This window comes from Litoreibacter roseus, assembly GCF_009811795.1.
Lineage (GTDB): Bacteria > Pseudomonadota > Alphaproteobacteria > Rhodobacterales > Rhodobacteraceae > Litoreibacter > Litoreibacter roseus.
This window is the reverse complement of the sequence record NZ_BLJE01000002.1, coordinates 25,416-42,967: the sequence shown is the minus strand read 5'-3', so window position 1 is coordinate 42,967 and position 17,552 is coordinate 25,416. Positions and strand designations below refer to the sequence as shown.

Genomic DNA, 17,552 nt, shown 5'->3' with positions numbered 1-17,552 from the left:
GCTTATCCTGCTGCCTGCCATTCCCGGATGATATCCAGCGGATAAAGAAGCATGATCACGTTCAGCGCCAAGCCATCGCGAATAAAGTACATCACCACGACTTCTGCGATGATGACGATGGCGACGCTGGCCCAGACCGGCAATCGAAGGGCAAGCCAGAACCCCAGAAGCATCGCCAGAATGTCGAAAACAGAATTCAGGACGCTGTCGCCGTAGTAATCCAGCGCGATGGTCACTTCGCGGTATCGATTGATAACGGCATCCGTATTTTCAGCAATCTCCCATGCGGCTTCGACCAGTGTCGCGATGACCAGACGCCAGCCTACAGTGATGCGTTGCGCGACGGCCCACAGGATCGCGTAGAATATGAAGCCGTGCAGCAGATGGCTGGGGGTGTACCAGTCGGCAATGTGCTGGGAATTCTCGGAACTCATTGTTTCCAGATGCAGCAACTTGATGTAGCCGCATTTGCACATCGGAATACGTCCCATCCACAACAAGATGGCGGCGGTGGCGACGATCACACCGAAGGTGATCCAATAGGGCAGGGCTTTTCTAGTCATGCTGGCGTCTCAAACACATAAGTGGCAGTTTTGTAAAACCGAAAAGGGGTCAAGAATATGTCCAAGGCTTTCGCAAGCGCGGGCGACATGGCGGAAAAAACCACGAGTTTCACCGAGGTGGGAGACGGGCTTTACGCGTTTACTGCCGAAGGCGACCCGAATTCCGGCGTGATCATCGGTGATGACAGCGTAATGATCGTCGAGGCGCAGGCGACGCCGCGTTTGGCCAACAAGGTAATCGAATGTGTGCGGGGCGTCACGGACAAGCCGATCTCTCACCTTGCGCTGACGCATTACCACGCCGTGCGTGTCTTGGGCGCCTCCGCCTACAACGCCGATCAGATCATCATGTCCGACACCGCGCGGGCCATGGTCGTCGAGCGTGGGCAAGAGGATTGGGACAGCGAATTTGAACGGTTCCCGCGCCTCTTTGAGGGGCATGAAAGCATTCCGGGTCTGACTTGGCCTACGACGACGTTCTCGGATGCGATGACGGTCTATCTGGGCAATCGTCGCGTCGATATCATGCATCTGGGCCGCGCGCACACAGCCGGGGATGCCGTGATCTGGGTGCCCGATCAGGAGGTGATGTTTACGGGTGATATCGTCGAATACCACTCCGCTTGCTATTGTGGTGACGGGCATTTCAGCGACTGGCAGCACACGCTTGACGCCGTCGCGTCGTTTGAGCCCAAGTCGATTGCGCCCGGTCGCGGCGATGCACTGGTGGGTGAAGAGATGGTCGCCGCTGCGATTTCGTCGACCAGAGATTTTCTCGAGAGCACATACCGCCCCGCCGCGAAAGTTGCAGCGCGCGGCGGAAGTTTGAAAGATGCGTGGGATGCTGTCCGGGCGGAATGCGACCCGAAGTTCTCGGACTACGCGATTTATGAGCATTGCCTGCCGTTCAACGTCGCGCGGGCATATGATGAAGCGCGGGGTATCGATACGCCCCGCATCTGGACCGCCGCGCGAGACAAGGAAATGTGGGACGCATTGCAGGGATGAATCAGTTTGGACCGCCACGCGGGGAGATCATCTTCAGACTCTGCTTCAGTCTGATCGGCCTGGGCCTCATGATCTTCGCGGTGCTGTACCGAGGCATTGGCGGCATCGCGGCCGTAGAGATCGTAGGCATCGCCGGTGCTTTCTTTGGCGGCACGGCGATCTGGAGCATCTGGCAATTGAGAAGGATGAAGTAGCGATGGCTTATGACTATCAACCTTTCGAATTTACACCGCCTCCGGGTCTAACGGCAAATGAGCCACGTCATAAGGTTGTTATCGTCGGCGCAGGTCCCATCGGCCTTGCGGCGGCGCTCGAACTGGCGCGCCACGATGTCCCGAGCGTTGTGGTGGACGATAACAACGTTGTGTCGATCGGATCACGGGCCATTTGCTGGTCCAAACGGTCACTCGAAATCTTTGATCGCCTTGGCATCGCAGAGCGGATGTTGGCGAAAGGTGTGACATGGAAAGTCGGGCGCACCTATCATGGGGCCGAGGAAGTATTCAACTTTGACCTGTTGCCGGAAGACGGCCACAAGATGCCGGCCTTCATCAATCTGCAGCAGTACTATGTCGAGCAGTACCTTGTCGAAGCTGCGCAACAGAGCCCACTGATCGATCTGCGGTTCAAGAATAAGGTGACGGATCTCTCCCAGACGGCAGATAGCGCACAGGTCGAGATCGAAACGCCAGACGGTGCCTATACACTTGCGGCGGACTACCTTTTGGCCTGCGACGGTGCGGGCTCCCCCATTCGGAAGATGATGGGATTGGAGTTCGACGGGGAACTGTTCGAAGACCGCTTCCTGATTGCCGATATCGAGATGGAGGCAGATTTCCCGTCAGAGCGCCGGTTCTGGTTCGAGCCGGAGTTCCACGAAGGGCAGTCCGCGCTGCTGCACCGACAACCCGACAACATCTACCGGATCGACCTGCAGCTTGGGTGGGACGCGGATCCCGACCACGAAAAGAAACCGGAGGTCGTGATCCCTCGCATCGAAAGGGTTGTCGGCCACAGCGATTTCCGGCTGGATTGGGTCAGCGTCTACACATTCCAGTGCCGTAGGCTGGAGCGTTTCGTGCACGATCGCGTGATTTTCGTGGGTGACAGTGCTCATGTTGTTTCACCCTTCGGTGCGCGGGGCGGCAATGGCGGGATGCAGGACGTCGACAACTTGGGCTGGAAGCTGGCCGCGGTCGTGCGGGGCGGCGACACCGGGTTGCTTGAGACCTATGACAGCGAGCGTCAAATCGCGACCGATGAGAATATTGCGAACTCGACCCGCGCGACGAAGTTCATGACCCCCGATGACGGAATAGAGCGCTTGTTTCGTGATCAGACACTGACATTGGCGAAAACGGCGGGTTTTGCACGCGGCTGGGTCAATTCCGGCCGCTTGTCACGGCCGTGCGCGTACCCGAATGTTGCGCCCGATGACGGACGTTTGCCCGAAATCTCGCACCCCGGTCTGGTCGCGCCGGACGCCCCCCAAGGGGATGGCTGGCTCATGGATCATTTTCGGGATGTCACGGTGATGGCCATAGGCTGCGCGCCGGAGGGGGCATTTGTACCTGAATTGAATGAACATATGCAGCGGCGCTACTTGGGTGAAGCGGATAGCTGTATCTATCTGGTCCGGCCGGATCAGGTCATTGCGGCCCGCTGGGTGTCGGCGGACAGCCAAACGATCGCCGCCGCCAAAGACGCGCTGATGCGGGGTCAGCTATGACGTTGGTGACCGAGCCAAATTTACAGGATCACGACGGGTTCTATGCTGACCTTCTTTCGGTGCACAAAGGATTGAGCGAGGCGGAAAGCCATGCACTCAACGCACGTTTGATCCTGATACTTGCGAACCACATTGGTGACCTTGCTGTTCTGAAAAAGGCCTTGGAGCTTGCGCGAAAATCTTGAGCGTGCCACGCCTTAGGCATGAGTGGTCTTAGCGATTTCGAGCCATTTTCCGTCGCCGAACAGCGATTGATCGATGAGGCGGAGGGGGAAAACCGTACCAGTATTGGCGACGGTGATCTGCCTCAGAGTGCGCAAGATGACCGCATTGTCCGAGCTGATCTTATCCGTTTCATTCTGCTGGATCACTGCAACGATATTCGGCTTCATGATAAGGGCATCCGCCTGCGGGGTGCGTGGATTTCCGGCTCTCTCGATCTGCAGGGGTGCGATTGCAGCCGCGATATCTCGTTTTCCAACTGTAAGCTGGCCGGACCGCTGAATCTAGTGAACGCAAAGGTGCGCGGCCTCTATCTTTCGGGTTGCACGGCCACGGACATCTCGGCGGACAACACCTCTTTTGCGGGATCGGTTTTCATTCGATCCGGCAGCTATGTAGCGGGCGAGATTAGCCTCGCGGGTGCGCGAGTGTCCGGTGACCTGCAAATTTGCGATGCCACGCTCGTCAGTTCGGGGCAGGACGCCATTTTTGCACCGTCATTGCGGGTCGAGGGCTCGGTTTTCTTAGGCAACTACCCGTATTCGGACACTGTCACCACTTTAACAGCGCAGGGGCTTTTGTTCTTTTCGTCTGCTCGGATTGATCATGACTTCTTCGTCTCCAACACCGCTATCACCCTGCCGGATGAGGTGATCGGCACACCGATCTTCGGCGCCACCGAAGAGCATGGCCGCGATATGGCGCTTAGCCTTGCCCGCGCACGGATCGGTGGCATCCTCTATTTGCAGGACAACCAGATCACGAAGGGCATCGTAAACCTGGCGGGTGCCGAAGTCGCGCGGCTGAAGGATGAGCCTGAGGGACCGGGTGCCGCCTATCCAATTCGTTTAGACGGGTTCAAGTATGGCGACTTTTCTCGACATGCGGACACCAATATTCGATCTCGGCTGGATTGGCTTGCGCGGCGTCCTGCGGATATGCCTTTCGTGGCACAGCCCTATGAGCAATTGGCGAATGTGCTGATCACATTGGGGCACCGCGACGATGCCCGCATGGTGCTGATGACCAAGGAAACGCTTTTGCAGGCGGAAAGTCGACGGATGCTGGCGGTGCGCGGTGTCTCACCCCTTTGGCGTGGGATTGCTTGGCTGGTCGATGCATTACTGCGCTGGACCATCGGGTATGGCTACAGGCCAGGGCGGTCGCTGGTCGTTGCAATCGCTCTGATTGTCGCCCTGGGCCTGTTCTTCCAAAAGACGTGGAACGCGGGTGACATGGCCCCTAACTCAGCCCCGATCCTTGTTTCGCAAGGCTGGATTGAGGCAACAGAGACCTACCCTCAGAATCCCGGTGCCTATTGGGCGTCGCCGGGACAGGCCGGTCAGGATTGGGAGACATTCAACAGTTTTGCCTATGCGGCTGATCTAGTGATTCCACTGGTTTCATTAGGGCAGGAGAATGCATGGTCCCCCTCCACGTCCCGCTCGCCGTTAGGGCAGATTGGATGGTGGCTGAGATGGGTTGCCATGGCGATTGGTTGGATCGTCACGGCTTTGGGCGCCGCCGCGATTACAGGAGTTATCCGCAAGGATTGAGGGCAAGGCGGCCCGGTTCCGTCAGAAGCCAGCAGTCCCGTCCTTCGAACACAGCCGGGATGAGCGGTCGCCCATATCCCGCCCCGCCGTCCAGATTGACCCGGTTACCGTAGTTGACCGGATGATCCAGTGCCGTATGGCCGTGGATGATCAGGGTGCCATGATCGCGGTCGTCCTCAATAAATTCCTTGCGGATCCAGACAAGGTCATCCTCATCCTGATCCGTCAAGGGGATCCCTGGTCTGATACCAGCATGAACGAATGTGAGATCGCCGTGCTGGTGTACAAGCGGGCGCGTGTCGAGGAACTGGATATGGCTTTCCGGTACGCTGTTCCGCGCTTTTGAGACCAGCTCCTGCATCGAGTGCGGGGTGCCGTCGATTGTGACAGACGACAGCTTCTCAACCTTCTGCCTGTCCTTCAGAAACGCAGCGCCTGTCCCGTCCCCGACCCCATAGGACGCAAGGGTCATCAGGCCACCCATGCGCGGATTGAGCCAGCTTAGACCTGAAGAGATACGGTCATCATTTTCCCAGCCCTGGGTCAGAAATCGGACGAACATGCGGTCATGATTGCCCTTTATAAAAGTCCACGGACGACCTTCGGCCTGACCATCGATAAGCCTCTCGAGGACGCCGTTGCTGTCAGGTCCGCGATCCGTGTAGTCGCCGAGAAATACGATGGGGGCATCGGGGCCGCCATCGGCTTCGATCAGGCCAAGCGCGTTGTCGAGCTGCGCCGCCTGACCGTGGATGTCGCCGATGGCGTAGATCATCAGGCGACGTCGAACTGAAGCGTGCGGATCTGTTGGAACATGCCGGTGTCGCCCAGCTTCTTCAGAACCGGCTCTGGCACTCTATCATCGACATACAGCAGCGCGATGGCCTCTTGCCCCGCACCGGACCGGCCGAGGGTAAAGTTCGCGATGTTTACGCCGTTCTCGCCCATGGTTTGGCCCAACGTCCCGATGATACCGGGCACGTCCTTGTTGGTGGTGTAGACCATATGCGCCCCGATCTCTGCGTCGATGTTGATGCCTTTGATCTGGATGAAGCGCGGTTTCCCGTCGGAAAAGACCGTGCCTGCGATGGACCGCTCGCGGTCTGTCGTGATGACGTTGATCTTGATGTAGCCTTCGAACACGCCGGACTTGTCTTGGGTCGTTGTGCTGATTTTCACGCCACGCTCTTTTGCGATCACGGGGGCTGACACCATGTTTACGTCCGGGTTCGTGGCCTTCATGATGCCCGCGACACCTGCACAATTGAGCGCTTCGAGGTTCATCTTGGAAACGGAGCCGTTGTAGGTCACCTGAATTTCCTTGATCGTCTCGTCCGTCATTTGCCCGATAAATGCACCCAGATGCTCGGCCAGCTTGACCCATGGGCCCATCACGGCAGCCTCTTCGGCGGTCACCGATGGCATGTTGAGCGCATTGCTGACGGCGCCTGTCAAAAGGTAGTCTGACATCTGTTCCGCTACCTGCAGGGCCACGTTTTCCTGCGCCTCTGTCGTCGCCGCGCCAAGATGCGGGGTGACCACGACATTGGGCAGGTTGAAGAGGGGGCTCTCGGTTGCAGGTTCCACTTCGAATACGTCAAAGGCGGCGCCAGCGACGTGGCCCGACTTCAATGCCTCGGCTAGCGCGCTTTCATCCACCAGACCGCCGCGGGCACAGTTCACGATACGCACGCCCTTCTTCATCTTGGCGATGGCTTCGACGGAGATCATGCCGCGCGTTTTGTCGGTTGCGGGGACGTGCAGCGTAATGAAGTCAGAGCGTGTCAGCAGCTCGTCCAGTTCCACCTTCGTCACACCCAGTTTGGCTGCGCGCTCTTCGCTGAGGAACGGATCATAGGCGATCACTTTCATTTTCAGGCCAACGCCGCGTTCACATACGATGCCACCGATGTTGCCTGCACCGATCACGCCCAGCGTCTTGCCGGTCAATTCGACACCCATGAAACGGGATTTTTCCCATTTTCCAGCGTGGGTTGAGGTGCTTGCCTCCGGGATCTGACGGGCTACGGCGAACATCATTGCGATGGCGTGTTCGGCGGTGGTGATCATGTTGCCGAAGGGGGTGTTCATCACGATGATCCCCTTCTTTGAAGCGGCAGGAATGTCGACGTTGTCGACACCAATCCCGGCGCGACCGATGACCTTAAGATTATCCGCTGCGGCGATCAGTTTTTCGGTCGCTTTGGTGGCCGAGCGGATGGCCAAACCATCATACTGCCCGATGATTTCCAGCAGTCTTTCCTTGTCCTTTCCGAGATCGGGTTGGAAGTCGACATCGATCCCCCGGTCGCGGAAAATCTGGACGGCGGTTTCGGACAGCTTGTCGGAGACGAGAACTTTTGGGGCCATCTCAGGGCTCCTTTTTTCATGAGAATTTGGGTTCGGAAATCTATCGGACTTCCGTCGGACTTTTATCGGACCTCAGGCGGCCTGGGACTGTGCGGCGATCTCTGCCTCAAAGGCCCAAGTAATCCATGGCAACAGCGCCTCAATGTCAGCGGTCTCGACCGTGGCACCGCACCAGACCCGCAGACCGGGGGGGGCATCGCGATACGCGCCGATGTCATAGGCCACGCCTTCCGTCTCAAGCCGCTTGGCGACGGCCTTTGCAAAGGTCGCGCCGTCGGTGATCCGGCTGTCATTGAATTTCAGGCAGACGGATGTGTTGGAACGGGTTGCCGGATCTTCAGCCAGAAAGTCGAGCCACGGGGTCGCGTCGACGAACGCGGTTATGGCGTCCGCATTTGCGTCCGCACGCGCGATTAGTCCTTTCAGACCGCCGACACTTTCGGCCCAATCAAGCGCGAAGAGGTAATCCTCGACACACAGCATGGAGGGGGTGTTGATCGTGGCGCCCTCGAAAATGCCGTCGATCAGTTTGCCGCCTTTGGTCAGGCGGAAAATCTTGGGCAGGGGCCACGCGGGCGTGTAGCTTTCCAGCCGGGCCACAGCGCGGGGGCTGAGGATCAAAACGCCGTGCGCCGCCTCGCCGCCGAGCACTTTTTGCCAGCTGAAGGTCGTGGCATCCAGACGGTCCCACGGCAGGTCCATTGCAAAGGCCGCGGATGTCGCATCACACAGCGTCAAACCCGCCCGTTCCGCCGGAATAGAGTCTTTTGACGGCACCCGAACGCCCGAGGTCGTGCCGTTCCATGTGAAGCAGACATCGTGGTCAAAATTCACGTTGGCAAAATCAACGATCTGGCCGTACTCGGCAGTTGTGACCTTCGCGTCCAGCTTCAGTTGCTTCATCGCGTCAGTGACCCAGCCGGATCCGAAGCTTTCCCATGCCAGCATCTCGACTGGCCGCTCGCCAAGCAGCGACCACATGGCCATCTCATAGGCCCCGGTATCGGAGGCGGGAACGATGCCGATCTTGTAATCCGCAGGCACGCCCAGGATCTCACGGGTGCGCTCGATCGCATTCTTCAGCTTGGATTTGCCGATTGCCGCCCGGTGAGAGCGGCCCAAGGCGGCGTCCGCCAGCTTGTCGAGCGAAAATGTGGGGGGTTTGGCGCAAGGGCCCGAAGAAAAACGCGGATTTGCCGGCCGCGTCGCCGGAGTGGTCTCAACCATTTTAGTATCCTTACAGATATATGCCCTTCGTTGGGGAAGGGTGTCCCACCGCCGGACATACGGAACCCCAGTAAAAACAGCAACAGGCAAAGGTACTTGCCATGCAGGTAAATGTAGACTTTTGCAGAACGATGCAGGAACGCATGTTTCCTATTGGCACAAATCTGACACAAGCGGATCGCGCTTTGTTCTGCCATGGCTGATCCGGGAATCAGCTCATTCACTTTGTCGGAAACGGCGATGTAGGGACATCGGACAAAGAAAAGCCGTTGAGAGAGCTGGCACTCACCTCAACGGCCAATTCGAAAAGTCTTCTTCTCGTTCAATATACTCATGCCGCTCATTTCTGGCAAGGCAGGTGGCATCATGAGTGGCATGGCATTGATCTGGGCCGCGAACGTTAAAGGCTTGAAGCCAGCCGCGAAGATTGTGCTGATCCAACTTGCAGATTTTCACAACAAGGAAACTGGCCAATGCAATCCGAGCGCCCAGAGGTTGGCGGACGAATGCGAGATGGGCCGAGCAACTTTGTTTCGGCACCTGACCACTTTGGAGGACTGCGGCCTCGTCACTCGCCATGCTCGCGGTGACGGTGATGGCGGGCGCGGGTCCAATCAGTATGAGCTGCATCTCGATATTACCTTGGGGCCAAGCGCACGCCCAAAGGGTGGAGGCAGCGATCAGAATGCGGTTTCGTCTCAAAATGAGACGGGGGGAAAGGTCTCAAAAAGGCGTAGGAAGCGTCTCAAGGATGAGACGGGGGTAGTCTCAAATCGAGACACGAACCTTACCATTGAACCTATGAAAGAACCTCCTTCGCGCAGGCGCGAGGCGGTGGAGACTGAGAAGATCTTGGTGGCATATCCTCCGGATCGTATTCGTGGCAAAGCGGCCTGCCTTGCTCAGATCGAAGAAGCCATGACGAAAGGGATCAAGCCGGAGGACTTGCTGCAAGCTGTGCAAGCCTATGCCAACGAAAGCGCAGAGTTCACCCGTTCCAAGGTTTGCTTTTCGGACAACTGGTTTCGGATGCGACGCTGGCAGGCCTATGTCGAGAAGGCGGTGGAAGACCGCAAGAAGGCGCGGGCGTTAGAGGCCGATCATCATGTGCGGTTGGCCTGTTGGATCAAGGACCGCAGCCCAATGTGTATACACATTACGGCATCTCAGGTCACGGCATTGCTTGCCTCTGAGATAGTGACGAAAGCGGAAATTCAGGCGGCGGGTCTCAGATCATGAGCACAATCGACTGCAATAAAAAGCAACCGACAAAACAACCCAGCTCTAGGTCTATGACTTTTAAGTCGGAATCTTGCGAGCTGGGTCAATCTCGATCTCCAACGGCAAAATCTAGCTGTGGGATTGGACCAACTATATGAAATATATAGGTAATATCGGATTCTATTCTCGCCACACGTGCCTTCTTGTGGCAAGATTATCGCGACGACAGCGCGTAGCCCCGCACTGCCGCCGCTGACCACAAAAGCTGAAAGGAGCTTTCAATGGCTGAAACAAGACATGACGATTTCAATCTGATCCGCCAACCCCAAACCCCGTTCGAGCGTGCAGAGCATTACCAGCGTGAGAACGGAACAGCGATGTTCTGGACTGTTTTTGTGGAGCGCGATGGTCGCGCAGAAGCAGCCGGAACAGCCTTTGAGCTGAGTTCTGGCGAGATCATTCTGCCAGCGATTGCTACCAACGGCCGTGTGCTGCTGAAACACGATTTTCGGAGAGCCTAAGCGATGGAATTCGATGAGCTTTTTGTTCCTCCAGATATCGGCAATGATTTCTCAGCCGACATTCTCACACGCCTCTTCGGCGGCATCATTCCCCGCCTACATGGCGACGGCGACGACACCATCGTCGTCGCCAACTGGCTTGAAACCATCTTCACCGTCTTCAACGCGTTCTGCCTTCTCGCGATGCTGGCGGTGCTGACGTTTACCATCTACTCAATGATTTTTGACACGGCGGCGGACGGGAAGACTTTCGGCCAATCCGCCGATACGAAGTACACTGTTTTACGCACTGTCTTCGGGGTGGCTGGCTTCGTCCCCATCGTCGGAGGCTTCTCCCTGATCCAAGTTGCTCTTTTGTGGCTGGTGCTGCAAGGCAGCGCTTTCGCTGACGTGACATGGCGCAACGTCGCGGACGACATGCTCAGCGGAACACCTCTGACGTCCGGCTCTTTCGCACGGATACCGCCTGACTCCGACCGGCTGGTGCAGCAGTTTGGCGGCGCTTTCGATGCGCTGGTTACGGGGCATATCTGCGCGATCAACGCCAACCGCATCGAGAGGGTCATCAACGGTGATGGGGATGTCACCCTTGATGAGGTCAGCGCGACCGGCACCACAGGCGCGATCCGGCTCCGCCAGTCGCCGCTGGTACTGGAAGACACATCCGGGTTCTGGGATGGTGTCGGTGGTCGTCAGGTCGTCGGCATGAGCTACCAGATGTTCTTCGCCGAAGAGGCCGGCGGCGCAGCGTTCAGCGGTCGCAGCAATTATTGCGGGTCCGTTGGTGCGACCGACAGCTATTCAGCTATCGAGGACGGGGGCGGTCTCGAAGTCGGCCTGATGGCGGGTCGGGCGCAACAACAGTTCGCGCATCTGGCCGAAGAAGTGTTGCCAGAGCTGTCTGATGCAGCTCAGGCATTAGCCTTCGCGGTCTATAACGGCGAGCGCGATAGTGAAGCCCTGCTGGCACCATCTCGCGCCGCCGTCTATGCAGCGGTTGCATCATACCTTAGCGGACCTGCGATCTCCACGTCGATCTCGTCTGATGTGGTCGAGGACGTACATGACGGGCTGCTCAATATGGTCACTACCGAAGGCTGGATGGTGGCACCGGTCTGGCAGCGAGGTGTGGCCTCGACCGTCACCTCCATCGAGTTTCCCGGTGACACGCTGGCCATGCAAGCAGCCCGCAACAATCAAATTTCGGATTTCTTGCGCGGCGAAGGCTACAGCCGGGGCGAGCGCAACAACAGCGTCGTTCGAGAAATGGTCGCGAAGGCGGATGCGGACCAAGACACATGGGATGAGATCGCCTCGAACGTGGTGAACCTACCGCTCCCCGATGTGGAAACCCCGATGAATGCGGCCATGGGCGAGGTGCCCCAGAGTGCCATCGACCAAAGAGCCATCAACGGCCTCTATCGCGGCATCCTGAACGTCTTCAGCCCGGTTGCGACGAACACGGCCGAAGGTAATTTCGGATTCGTTGATCCCATGCTGCAAGTACAACGCCAGGGCACAATCCTTGCCGGGGCAGGGGGAACGGCGCTGACGGCGGGTGTCGGCCTTGAGGTCGCAAACCAGAGCATCCTCGGGCGCGGTGCCGACTTCATATTCGGGAGTGGCGAGGTTGTGGGCATGGCGTCATCCGGCCTGACAGGCATTGGCATCACGCTACTCGTTGTCGGGTTGGTGATGATGATCGTCCTGCCGTTGGTTCCAATGGTCTATTTCTTTACCGCTATCATGAGCTGGCTGCTTCAGATCCTCGAAATGATGTTCGCGTGGCCGCTCATGCTGCTGCGGATGTTTACGCCCTCGCGGGAAGCGAACCTATTCGGATCAGATTTATCGAAGGCGCTGCTGGCTACTTTGGGCCTCTTCCTGCGTCCATTCTTCATCGTGGTCGGACTGGTGATCTCGATGATGATGATCTCGGTCATGCTCTACATCCTCCACACCTTCTTTGGGCGGCTGATGTTCTTTGACGGGATTTCTGGCGCAGATACAGTGCCTGATCTGGCCGGGTTCGCGGCGACAGCCGTGAACAGCACCATCGGTATCGTGGTGATGGTGTTGTTGCTGATCGTCTACGTTCTGCTTGCCTTCCTGACGGTGCTTTACGGCTCCCAGATCATTAGCGAATTCGGAGAGACCGCCATGAACATGATTGGTGCCGGTCTGGGGCGCTTCACACAGCCCGGAGCCATCGCGGACAAAACAGTAATGGCAGGCGGCCTTGGCTACATGGGTGCCAGAGGCGTTGGGGCGCGTGTTGGCAGCTCTCACAGTCAACTGGGTAAGCTGCGCAGGCAAGGACAGGATAGCAGTAGTCGCAATCTACCGAGGCCGACGCAATGAGCGGTCTATGGAATGCTCTGATGGCACCCGGCCGCGCGATGCATCGACGCGCGGAGCGGATGAAGGAGCAGCAACAACAGTTCGATACGGCGCTAAAGAACCTTGATCTGGATCGCATCGTAGAGGGTTACGAGCCTAGACTTACGCAGAAATCGCTCAATTCTGCGGACTGGAAAACACCTTGGCCTACGGTCGAGCTGATCGAACACGAACGCGCGAGAATAGCCCAATACCTCCAAAGACATTGGAACAAGGCAGGTTTCCCTGAGAGACCAGTCTTCTTGGTCCGTGCAGGAATGGAGAAGGTGTGGGCAAAATTACAAGGCCGCATCCACCAGTCCGTCTTCGGCCGGTTAGAGCTGCCGCCGTTTTTCGATCTTTCGCGTGATCCAAACGGCCTAATCTTGTTTGAGATGACCCGACACGACACAGATCAATATGGCAACGAAGAGTGGATCGGCGTGAAATCCCGCTGGATCTACGGTCGCAAACCGCCGCATTTCGGTGACCCATTAGCGTACAGAAAATCATGATCGTGCCCAAGACCAGACACTATGGCGCACTTTTTTGGCCAAGAATCCATGCAGCAAGCTGTTTTGAAAGCCAACAGGCTTGCGAAAAAGCTTTCCGAAAGGCTTGCGTGAAGGATTGCGAAGCAGCTTGCAAAAACGCTTTCCGTGCGAACCAGAAGGAGGCAGAGCAATTATGAACTGGTACACAGCCGACACTCATTTCGGTCACGAAAGCAGTATCAAGCACAGCGCTCGGCCATTCAAAACAGTGATGCAAATGGACGCTGTGCTGATCGAAAACCTCAGCTCAAGGCTCGGTCTCGAAGATGCTCTTTGGATCGTCGGCGACTTCGTGTTCGGTCCGAAGGCAAAGGACCGCGATTGGCTGAACAAATTGTTCGGTCGGTTCCCCGGCACAGAGAGGCATGTGGTCATCGGCAATCATGATGGCGAAGCAACACAACGGCTACCGTGGGCTTCAGTAACAGATCTTGCGGAAGTGGCCGATAGCTCCGGCCTCAATTCGGTGCTGTGCCACTATCCGATGAATACATGGCATCGTGCCAGAAAGGGCGAACCGCATCTGTGCGGCCATGTTCACGAGCAATGGATGGGCAGGCGAAATGCGGTCAACGTGGGAGTGGACGTCTGGGGCTATGAGCCGGTCGCACTGCGAGAAGCTCAGCAACGCGCAGCAACGTTGCCGACTAACGCAGACTGGTCAGATGTTGAACGCAATGCCCAGATCTGATGGTCGCTCACGCAGTTGCGGTTTGGCAACCGCAATTGAACAACCCAGACCGACCTCCGATATTGGAGGTCTCCGGTCGGTCTGGGTTGCAGCAAACCATCCTTCGCAGCGCCACCATATGGCTGGCGGAGAAGGAAGGTTTGCAGCCACCAACGGTGGCTTTGCAAGGCGCGGCCCGCAGGGTTGCAAGCCGCGCAGGCCGATGGCCGAAGTAGCCCCTGGCAAGGCGAGGAAGGTGATTTTGGGGTGGTGCGCAGCAGCGGGGTCCCAAAGTCTCCTTATGAGCAAGGAGACTTTCAGTCTGCTTGGCCCCGGGGCGAGGGGTGCCAGATGAGATCTAAACTTGTCTACAACATTGAACCTGCATCGCCGAGTATGATTGCGTCGTTGGATCGTCATTGCTTGAATCGTGTGCCTGATGGTTCGTCCAATATTGTAGTTGCTCGTTCTTACCTAAATGAGGTTCTAGTTGGCGATGATCGCGGCCTGCTCCAGTCTTTGAAAAACCTATATGCTAGCGGGGTGCAGCGGCCCGCTAAGCAAGCTGAGAAGCCGTATCTGCGGATCGTAGTCAGCGCTTCCCCAGAGTTTTTCCGGCCCGATGACCCAAAGGCTATTGGTACTTGGGACGACGACCGGTTGACCGAATGGCGGAAGACGACGATAGACCACTTACTTGCTGAGTTTGGCTCTGATCTAGTGTTTGCCGAGCTACATCTTGATGAAGACACGCCCCACATTCACGCTGTTGTCGCCCCCACCTATTCCAAGAAAGCACGCAAGCCGGGCCGCAAGAAACGTAATGAAACGGAGGAGGAATTCGAAGCTCGTAAAGCCAAAGCTATCGCCGCGAATGGCGTTCGAACCGTTGGACGTGCCTCGCATGATAGCCTGTCGAAGAAGGGCAGCTTTCAACGGCTTCGCGAGCGCATGGCACTTGCCGTCCATCATTTGGGCATCGACTACGGTGAAGACCGTTCCGTGAATGCACCTGCGGGCCAGAGCACCCGTGAATGGGTGAAGGAGCAGTTTGCGGAGGTTCGGAAGGAAAAGGGACAGGTTGCGTCAGATCAGGAAGAGCTGGCACAACAGAAAGCGGAACTCGGGAACCTCAACATGCAGATTTCTCAGTTGGCCAACGAACTGGCTCAAAAAAAAACGACTGTGCAGCGCTTGATCGACAAGCGAAACAACTTGAGGTCGAGATTGCCGACTTAGAACGGACCATCAAAGCGGCTGACTACGAGCCATCAGAAGCGGACTTTATACGTGCGGCCGAGATCGTCCGTGCAGGCGTCGAGCTGGAAGACTCTCACCTCGACATTCGCGCTGCTGCCATCAAGGTTTTCATGGAAGATTACGAAGGCTTGGATTTCGCAAGTTGGTCCCGCCGGATCATACGAGAACAAAGCGGCAGAGACCCGTCGGACGATTTCCGCGAGGTTGAGCAACTGGTACGCGAAACTGATGGGCTGTCGATGAAGCTCAGCGGCGGGTTTAGTCACTCTGACGCGCAGGAGGCACACCAAGAGACGAAGTATGCCCTCCAAGAGCTCCGGGACGTAGCGCGACGAGGGTGGGCAACCTCCAAGGAGGCTATTCTTGAAAGTTCAGTTGGACAAGCGGTGGTAACCGCCGTCGAAAAGCTAGCGCGCTTTTTGAAACGTGAACGGGTAGCCAACGAGAAATCTATGCGCACCGCGAACGATGTAGTGGTGAAATCTGATACGTACGCGCAAAATGAACCAAAGAAAAAAGCCTCAAATATGAATGTCCCAGCAGTTCCTTTGAGCAAGTTTCAACCTTAGCAGCGAACCTACGACTTGCCGGGTGCGTCGCGTTTTAGTAGCCGATCACGCACAATGAAAAGGGCATCACTATTCTTGAGTGCCCATACAGAGCTTCAGCGACCGACACTGTATGCTCATAATCTTTGCTGCGGACAGTTTTTCCGCCTGATTTGTACTTGTATGCCAACGGTACGGCGAGGAACAAGTATTCGAGCTCAACCATCACCAACGCTTGGATCAAATCGCGGTAAATGGCATTCCCCATTTTGGCGCGCCCTGCTTCTACTTCTAGTCCCACACGCCACTGTGGATGCCAAGCGTCCACCTCATATTGCAAGGAGGGAACAGCATTCTCGCCAAAGAAGACCGGCCGTTGAAGCTTTTGCGGCCTTGTCTTGCCGGACTCGACCAGAAAACCCAGTGAAACCAGATCAGGCCGCACGATCTCAAGAACTTGGTCGCTGGTCAGCCCCTTGTCGAGATTTTCAGTTGCGATATGACCGTCGTGGGCGTGAAAGGCATTGTATACATCGGAGACGAAGCTGGGAGGGGCTTCTGTTCGCGGAAATGTAGAGAATACCGTGTTCATTTATTCGCCATCGATGTGTTGGATGTGTTGTTGAAGGGTCGGTTATTGAGTTCGCATTTTGTGAATCCACTCTCTCAGCGTTTCGCGATCTGCGTCGGCAACAGGGTAACCACGCGCATTGCGCATTAGTGCAGCACCCGGCGACAAACTGGAAGTGGTAACAATCAAACCAGACTCAGCTTTTTCGTGCAGTACATCCGCATACACTGATTTTACCAGCGCTTTATCTATCTTGGCTTTCTGTCTTTTGCATTGAACGATGATGAGTGCAGGATCGTTCTTGGTTGGCTCGTCGCGATAAATTCTCAAGTCGATACCATCATCATTGCGACCTGGTCCAACGTCCACTTGAAAGCCTTCTCTTTCAAAGTACTCGCCCGTCAGACCTTCAAATTTGCGCCAGTGGATGTCTCCTATTTCACCAAAATTCTGATGCAGATAGTCGATAAACCTTTGATCGAAGAAGCTTCCATAGCTGGCTTCCAGTGCCTCACTTTGGAACAACGATTTCAGCTCGACCGTATCGACCCAATCTACATTTCGGATTTGCCCCCATGGTGAGCGATGCATATCGCTATTTACACCATAAATCATTTCCAACGCCATTTCCCCGCCGGTAGAACCGTGCTTGTCGAACGCCCGCTTGATGAAGTCTGATGGGTCTAATTTACCTGACTTCGGTGGTGATTTTCGCGCTTGGGTTGTCGCGCTATTTAGGAATTCGACAAATAATTCTGATACCGACATGAAGCAGGCGAAAGCTACCTCGTCACCTTTGTATTTGTGGTGCAGAGCGATATGCGAGTTCATAGTGCTGGGCGTCGCCGTGTTCCCTACGCGGTGGAGCAGGAACGCTGTCACCTCTTCGACCTCAGTCGAATGTAGGCGCGCTCCCTTATCTCCATCAGGCTCCAAGCGAGCACGAAAATCGCCAATCTCATCAAGCAGCCTAAAAAGCTGCGACTGACTAAGCAAAATTCCTGTCTTGTAGCCAACGATTTCAATGAAACTATCGACAAAATACTGTCTATGACCTGAAATTCCGCCCAATAATTTGCTCCTGAGTACCGTCGGTATATATGCACCTTGTCATCCCTACGCGCGCGAGGAAAGAGGCGCAAAGCGTCCCAAT

18 protein-coding genes are annotated in these 17,552 nt (G+C 56.5%); 12 read left to right on the top strand and 6 right to left on the bottom strand.

All coding sequences use genetic code 11. The annotated features are described in order from the left end of the window. Positions 1-2: 2 nt before the first annotated feature. Positions 3-563 carry a DUF2585 domain-containing protein gene (locus tag KIN_RS07185; RefSeq protein WP_159805523.1) on the bottom strand — a complete coding sequence of 187 codons (561 nt, stop codon included), beginning with the start codon at positions 561-563 and terminating at the stop codon, positions 3-5. Between the two features lie 57 nt (positions 564-620). Between KIN_RS07185 and KIN_RS07180 the strand changes: the two genes are divergently transcribed. Genes KIN_RS07180 through KIN_RS07160 form a run of 5 tightly spaced genes read left to right on the top strand, consistent with a single transcriptional unit; the run spans position 621 to position 5,078 of the window. Next, positions 621-1,571, top strand: a complete 951-nt coding sequence (locus tag KIN_RS07180; RefSeq protein WP_159805521.1) for an MBL fold metallo-hydrolase — start codon at positions 621-623, stop codon at positions 1,569-1,571. Further along, positions 1,568-1,765 (top strand): hypothetical protein, encoded by a 198-nt coding sequence (locus KIN_RS07175; protein WP_159805519.1) that lies wholly within the window; start codon positions 1,568-1,570, stop codon positions 1,763-1,765. The genes KIN_RS07180 and KIN_RS07175 overlap by 4 nt, the downstream gene beginning before the upstream one ends. 2 nt (positions 1,766-1,767) lie before the next feature. Next, positions 1,768-3,300 carry an FAD-dependent oxidoreductase gene (locus KIN_RS07170; RefSeq protein ID WP_159805517.1) on the top strand — a complete coding sequence of 511 codons (1,533 nt, stop codon included), beginning with the start codon at positions 1,768-1,770 and terminating at the stop codon, positions 3,298-3,300. Beyond that, positions 3,297-3,485: a DUF2783 domain-containing protein gene (locus KIN_RS07165; RefSeq protein ID WP_159805515.1), complete on the top strand. Its 189-nt coding sequence runs from the start codon at positions 3,297-3,299 to the stop codon at positions 3,483-3,485. The genes KIN_RS07170 and KIN_RS07165 overlap by 4 nt, the downstream gene beginning before the upstream one ends. Before the next feature lie 18 nt (positions 3,486-3,503). Next, positions 3,504-5,078, top strand: coding sequence for a hypothetical protein (locus KIN_RS07160; protein WP_159805513.1), 1,575 nt, complete (start codon positions 3,504-3,506; stop codon positions 5,076-5,078). Here KIN_RS07160 and KIN_RS07155 read toward each other — a convergent pair. From KIN_RS07155 to KIN_RS07145, 3 genes are all read right to left on the bottom strand, one after another. Next, positions 5,062-5,853, bottom strand: coding sequence for a metallophosphoesterase (locus tag KIN_RS07155; RefSeq protein WP_159805511.1), 792 nt, complete (start codon positions 5,851-5,853; stop codon positions 5,062-5,064). The two genes, KIN_RS07160 and KIN_RS07155, sit on opposite strands and share 17 nt — an antisense overlap. Then, on the bottom strand, positions 5,853-7,448 hold the full coding sequence (gene serA, locus KIN_RS07150; RefSeq protein WP_159805509.1) for a phosphoglycerate dehydrogenase: 1,596 nt from the start codon (positions 7,446-7,448) through the stop codon (positions 5,853-5,855). The genes KIN_RS07155 and serA overlap by 1 nt, the downstream gene beginning before the upstream one ends. 72 nt (positions 7,449-7,520) lie before the next feature. Then, the gene (locus KIN_RS07145; RefSeq protein ID WP_159805507.1) at positions 7,521-8,675 is read right to left on the bottom strand and encodes a phosphoserine transaminase; all 1,155 of its coding nucleotides are present in this window, start codon (positions 8,673-8,675) and stop codon (positions 7,521-7,523) included. 366 nt (positions 8,676-9,041) lie between these two features. Between KIN_RS07145 and KIN_RS22400 the strand changes: the two genes are divergently transcribed. The 7 genes from KIN_RS22400 to KIN_RS07105 all read left to right on the top strand — a co-directional run bounded on the left by KIN_RS22400 (position 9,042) and on the right by KIN_RS07105 (position 15,849). Beyond that, a complete protein-coding gene (locus KIN_RS22400; RefSeq protein WP_243144853.1) occupies positions 9,042-9,914 on the top strand; it encodes a helix-turn-helix domain-containing protein in 873 nt (290 codons plus the stop codon). 263 nt (positions 9,915-10,177) lie between these two features. Continuing rightward, entirely contained in the window at positions 10,178-10,417 is a 240-nt protein-coding gene (locus tag KIN_RS07130) for a hypothetical protein (protein WP_159805505.1), read from the top strand. Positions 10,418-10,420: 3 nt separating this feature from the next. Next, the gene (locus KIN_RS07125; RefSeq protein WP_159805503.1) at positions 10,421-12,778 is read left to right on the top strand and encodes a DotA/TraY family protein; all 2,358 of its coding nucleotides are present in this window, start codon (positions 10,421-10,423) and stop codon (positions 12,776-12,778) included. Between the two features lie 59 nt (positions 12,779-12,837). Then, positions 12,838-13,311, top strand: coding sequence for a hypothetical protein (locus tag KIN_RS07120; protein WP_159805501.1), 474 nt, complete (start codon positions 12,838-12,840; stop codon positions 13,309-13,311). A gap of 172 nt (positions 13,312-13,483) precedes the next feature. Next, positions 13,484-14,041: a metallophosphoesterase gene (locus tag KIN_RS07115; RefSeq protein ID WP_243144852.1), complete on the top strand. Its 558-nt coding sequence runs from the start codon at positions 13,484-13,486 to the stop codon at positions 14,039-14,041. 330 nt (positions 14,042-14,371) lie between these two features. Beyond that, positions 14,372-15,259: a plasmid recombination protein gene (locus KIN_RS07110; protein WP_159805499.1), complete on the top strand. Its 888-nt coding sequence runs from the start codon at positions 14,372-14,374 to the stop codon at positions 15,257-15,259. A 131-nt stretch (positions 15,260-15,390) separates the two neighbouring features. Continuing rightward, complete coding sequence (locus tag KIN_RS07105; RefSeq protein ID WP_159805497.1) at positions 15,391-15,849, top strand: hypothetical protein; 459 nt, start codon at positions 15,391-15,393, stop codon at positions 15,847-15,849. Between the two features lie 34 nt (positions 15,850-15,883). Here the strand turns inward: KIN_RS07105 and KIN_RS07100 are convergent, their stop codons facing one another. Together KIN_RS07100 and KIN_RS07095 are read right to left on the bottom strand one after the other, a co-directional pair. After that, positions 15,884-16,420 (bottom strand): hypothetical protein, encoded by a 537-nt coding sequence (locus KIN_RS07100; protein WP_159805495.1) that lies wholly within the window; start codon positions 16,418-16,420, stop codon positions 15,884-15,886. 42 nt (positions 16,421-16,462) lie between these two features. Further along, positions 16,463-17,470, bottom strand: coding sequence for a restriction endonuclease (locus tag KIN_RS07095; RefSeq protein ID WP_159805493.1), 1,008 nt, complete (start codon positions 17,468-17,470; stop codon positions 16,463-16,465). Positions 17,471-17,552: the final 82 nt, after the last annotated feature.